This window comes from Algoriphagus sp. (assembly GCF_024642405.1).
Classification (GTDB): Bacteria; Bacteroidota; Bacteroidia; order Cytophagales; family Cyclobacteriaceae; genus Algoriphagus.
Map to the genome: position 1 here is coordinate 1 of NZ_JAHEBC010000262.1, position 5,335 is coordinate 5,335.

Annotated in this window: 3 protein-coding genes; 2 read left to right on the plus strand and 1 reads right to left on the minus strand. The window is 39.4% G+C overall.

Translation table 11 applies throughout. The annotated features are described in order from the left end of the window. Both Q0L68_RS15675 and Q0L68_RS15680 read left to right on the plus strand, forming a co-directional pair. On the plus strand, positions 1-1,083 hold a 1,083-nt coding region (locus tag Q0L68_RS15675), incomplete at its 5' end, for an amidohydrolase (protein ID WP_296705036.1). Between the two features lie 8 nt (positions 1,084-1,091). Beyond that, positions 1,092-3,440, plus strand: coding sequence for a patatin-like phospholipase family protein (locus Q0L68_RS15680; protein ID WP_296705038.1), 2,349 nt, complete (start codon positions 1,092-1,094; stop codon positions 3,438-3,440). A gap of 88 nt (positions 3,441-3,528) precedes the next feature. Here the strand turns inward: Q0L68_RS15680 and Q0L68_RS15685 are convergent. Beyond that, on the minus strand, positions 3,529-5,335 hold a 1,807-nt coding region (locus Q0L68_RS15685; RefSeq protein WP_296705040.1), incomplete at its 5' end, for a zinc-dependent metalloprotease.

Here is a 5,335-nt window from a genome sequence, read left to right on the forward strand (position 1 = left end):
GTTGAGGGCGGAGCTGGACATGCTTGTGGCCATCATTTATTTGGGACTGCTTCTGTAGCGGCTGGCATTGCAGCTATGGAGTGGATTAAAGCAAATAATATACAAGGAACTATTCGTGTGTATGGAACTCCCGCTGAAGAAGGGGGAGGGGGTAAAGTCTACATGGCAAAATCCGGAATTATGGATGATGTAGATGCAATGCTGCATTGGCACCCATATTCAAGTAACAATGCTGGAGCAAATTCCTCTTTAGCCAACATCTCCACAAAATTCAGGTTTTATGGAGAAGCATCTCATGCTGCTGCGGCTCCTGATAGAGGAAGATCTGCACTTGATGGGGTAGAAGCGATGAATTTTATGGTAAACCTGATGAGAGAGCATGTGCCACAAGAGACCAGAATGCACTATGTGATCACTAGAGGAGGGGAAGCTCCTAATGTAGTCCCTGCATTTGCCGAGTCTTATCATTATGTGAGGCACCCGGATGCCATGAAGGTAAAAGAGATTTTTGCAAAGCTGGTAGATGCTGCAGAAGGAGCTGCACAAGGCACTCAGACTACTATGGAATATGAGATTATTAATGGAGTATATAACCTAATGCCTAATGAGACTCTTGCTAGTATAATGCATAAGAATTTAGAAAAAGTAGGAGGAGTTTCTTATACAGCTGAAGAGAAAAAGTTTGCTGAAGATATCATTAAGACATATCCTCCCGGAGTATTGGTTTCCCCAGAAGATGCAACAAAAATTGCTCCTTTTGAAGTAAGAGAAAAAGGTTCTGGAGGATCAACAGATGTAGGAGATGTTAGTTGGCTTGTGCCTACTGCTGGTTTGGGTACAGCTACTTGGGTTCCTGGCACTTCTGCTCATACCTGGCAGGCAGTAGCCGCCGGAGGTACAAGCATTGGCAAAAAGGGAATGATGGTCGCTGCAAAAACTTTGACACTTACAGCCATAGATATTTTGAAGGATCCTTCTATTGCACAAAAAGCTAAAGCTGAACTGGATAAAAGAAGAGGGCCTGGTTTTAAATATGAAGCACTTACTGGAGATAGAAGTGCTCCTCTTGATTACAGAAAATAAAGAATAGAATGGCAGTAATTAGATCATTTCAATTCATTTTAGCGATTGTTTTTTTTCAATTAGCTGCTTTTTCTGGTTTTGCTTTTCAAGGCAATAAAACCACCGAAACCAAACCTAAAATCGGTTTGGTTTTGAGTGGAGGAGGTGCCAAAGGAATGGCCCATATCGGGGTCATCAGATCTATGGAAAAGGCTGGGATCAGACCAGATTATGTGGTCGGAACCAGTATGGGGTCGGTAGTAGGTGGGTTATATGCCTTGGGTTACAGTGCTGATGAATTGGAGGAAATCATTCTCAATATTGACTGGGACTTGATTATCTCCAATAGGGTGGAGTTCAACACCATCTCTTTTGAAGAAAAGGAGTATTACAATCGCTATTTATTGGAGTTTCCACTAGTAAAAGGAAAGATTGCATTTCCATCTGGATTGATAGAAGGCCAAATGCTATCCGAGGTTTTACATTATTATACCTGGCCGGCAAATAATTATGATAGTTTTGATGATTTCCCTATTCCATTTCGATGTGTTGCTACCGATATCGCTACAGGACAACCAATAATTTTCGAAAAAGGATATCTTCATGATGCAATGCGATCCAGTATTGCGATACCAACTGCCTTTACATCTTTTGATTTGGATAGCACATCTGTGGTAGATGGTGGTGTAGTAAATAATTTCCCAGTTGATATTGTCAAAGAAATGGGAGCAGATATCGTTATCGGTGTAAACGTTTCTGACGAAGATTTTCTGCAAGTGGATCAATTGGGAGGATTTGGAGGGATTTTGATGCAACTGGCGATGGCTCAATCACTCTCAAAAACAAAGGGAAACATTGAGCAATGTGATATCTATATTAAACCAGATCTAGGTGATTATTCCACTGCTAGTTTTGGCAATTTCCGAGAGATCTTAGCTCTTGGAGATGAAGCCGGCCAACAATATTTTGATGATTTCAAGCATTTGGCAGATAGTCTAGGAAGGAATGATAATGTGACTGGAATCGGTTTTAAAGAATCGCCAATACAGATTTCAGGAATTTCGTTTGTAGGAAATAGATTGTTTTCAAATAGTTTACTTCTATCCAAATTAGATATTTCAGTTGGTGAAACAGTTACGAGGGAAGAATTGGAAATAGCTATTCGCCGGGTTTATGGGATCAATGGATTTTATAAAGTTGACTATTCTTTGGTTCCTTTTGGTGAAAACAGGTATAATCTAAAAGTGAGATTAAAGGAAAAACCAGCCACTTTATTGAGCACAACTGTTCATTACGATAATCAGTTTTCTGCTGGAATTCTTTTCAACCTTACAGCTAGGGATTTTATTGGTAAAAATAGCAGAACCGTTTTTTTATTGGATGTTTCAGAAAATCCAAAAGGCAGGATCGATCATTATAAATACTTTAATGGGAATAAAAACTTGGCTTTCAACGCAAGGTTGAATTTACTTCGCCAGCAGCTTCCACAATATGAAAATGGTGATGAGTCTTTTATAACAATTGATAGAAATTCTAGTTTGGTGGCGCAAATAATAACCACTGGTTCACTCAAACAGTCTTTTGCTATTGGGGGAATATTTGAATACAGTAAATCTCGACTTCAATTTAACTTTGATTATTCTGATGGCTTAAAAAATGGAGTTCAAAGTTCATTAGGGCTGAGGTTTAGATACTATAGAAATTCTCAAAACGATAGGAATTATCCCACAAAAGGAGCTGAAGGATTATTTGAATCAACTTTTCATGCAAAGAATAGCTTGAAAATTAATTTAAAATCCGGATTTGATACTTTATTTATAAATGTTGATGGTGTCGAACTCCCATTTCCAAAGGATGATTTAAACGCATTTACTGATTTATTGGAGCCTAAGCCTTATTTCTCTGTTCTCGGGAAATATAGTAAATACTTAAGCGTAAGTCCCAAATTACAATTTAAACCTGAGGTAGCCGGAGGATTAACTTTATCTAATGAATCAAGTAAGATTTATCAAGATTTTTTTGTTGGAGGATACCAAAATATCAGATTTACAGACACCCATTTTTGGGGCCTGAATTATGCGGAAATACAAACTCCGAATTTTGCTAAAATTGGCATTGATGCACAATTCATTCCTGTTAAAAAAGTTTATTTGAGAGCAGGAATAAATTACTTGGGCTTCAGTGATAATTACGCCATAAATGATGAAGATTATCTGGAAAGACTCTTTAGAACAGATTCGTATACTGGATTTGGTGCCGATATTAGCTATCAATCTATTTTAGGCCCAATAACAGCCGGCATAAGCAGTAACTCTAAGGATAAAAAACTTAGATCATATTTTTCAATAGGGTTTTCCTTAAATTATTCTGATAGGTAAGGGAAAGCAAATTGAGTTTAATGATTGTTGATGTAGCCTACAAAAAAAATGTCATTGCTCTCCATATGAAGAGCAATGACAACTAAAATCATTCTGAATCAAGTATTGTGTCTATTAAGGCATCAATATCACGAAGATGGTTTTGAATGATGCCAGCACTGTATCTCGAACTTGCTGTTCGCGCCGAATTTTGGATAAGTTTCAATTCTGCCCTAACCGCAGCACTCACATCAGATCGACTTCTTTCATCTTGAGTCATAAGAGTAGCAAGACGTTCTACATGGGCTCGCTGAAGATTTCTTCTGAAAGCATCAATGTCGTTTGAACCTGCTAATTCAGACCAAACTCCTTTTCTTAAATCACTCAACATTTGAGTCATTGAATAGGCATCCACTCCATTTAAAGCTTCATTGTCAATCATCCTCTCCAACCTGTCCATTCTGAGTACATTACTGAGAATTCTTGACTGTAGTCTGCTGATGGAAGAAACAGCCCCGCTAGGTTCGATATTGGTTAATATTTCTTTTTGAAGTAACCAATCTGGAGTGGTAAAAACGTTTTCATTTAGAAATTTCATTGACTTCACCTGCTCAGCTTTAGAAGTTGGGGTATAAGTGACACCCTCCTGGTCGGTAGTTTTGAATTCTTCATAAACACCCCCAATGTTTGTTACTACATGGTTGGCATAACGACTCCAGACACCAACCAATTCTCCATATAGTTCTTCCAAGTCACCATAACCCTCACCAGCTGTAGCAGTCCATTTTGCAAGATTTGGAGCCACAATTTTTAAGTTTGCCAATCCATAGGTACTGGCTTTCACGGGGTCATCCCCGACAGATTCTGTTTGAGAACTTGGGTCAAAAGAATTACTTCCACCAAACAAGTACATTGGATCTCCTGCTTTTTCCCTGATCCAGCTATCCAAAATTGGTTTTTCAGCTTCTGGAGAATTCACATTTGGAATATATCTATAGCCCCAGTTGATTGCATAATTATCATATGGCCCGAGCATACGAACCCAACGAACACCTTCATCACCCGGCTGAGCCACATAATTGTATCTGGTATAATCCATGATTGTTGCAGCGAGGCCCCACTTTTGAGTGAAAGTAGCTGAACGTAAAGAATCAGTTGGGTAAGCATAAGAAGCTTTCATATTGTGAGGCAAGCCAAGGGCATGTCCAATTTCATGAGAAATTACTCTTCGCATCATTTCACCGATTTCTTCATCAGGTGTGTTTAACGTCCGTGCAGAAGGATTTGCTGCACCAGTTTCCAGCATATAGCGGTTTCTATATGATCTTAAATGATTGTGATACCAAACAATGTCACTTTCTATTATTTCACCGGAACGAGGATCCGATACACTAGGCCCCATTGCATTTCTAGTAGTTGTTGCTACATATCTAACCGTGGAATACCGAGCATCTTCAGCACTCCAATCCGGATCTTCATCGGCGGTAGGTGCATCTTTTGCGATGATAGCGTTTTTGAAACCGGCAGCTTCGAAAGCCACCTGCCAATCTTCAATTCCCTGACGGAAATAGGGTCTCCATTTTTCAGGAGTTGCAGGGTCCAAATAATACACAATTGGTTTTACTGGCTCCACTAATTCTCCTCTGGCATAGGCTTCGGGATCTTTTGGTTCCAGTCTCCATCTTCTGATGTATGTTTTAAGGTCTGATTTTAGTGCTTCGGAACCATAGTCGATCTGTCTTACAGTAAACCAACCAACTCGCTGATCATGTAATCTTGGTTGCATCGGCTGCTCAGGTAATTGGTACATAGATTGGCTCATTTCCATAGAAATAGTTCCAGATCTAGAGTTTGATGGGGGATCTGAGGCGTTGTATGTCATATCATGCCTCACCTCAATATTCTCAGGATAGCTC

Coding starts and splice junctions, on each gene's coding strand:
- Q0L68_RS15680 (WP_296705038.1), top strand. CDS start 1,092: ATGGCAGTAATTAGATCATTTCAATTCATTTTAGCGATTGTTTTTTTT.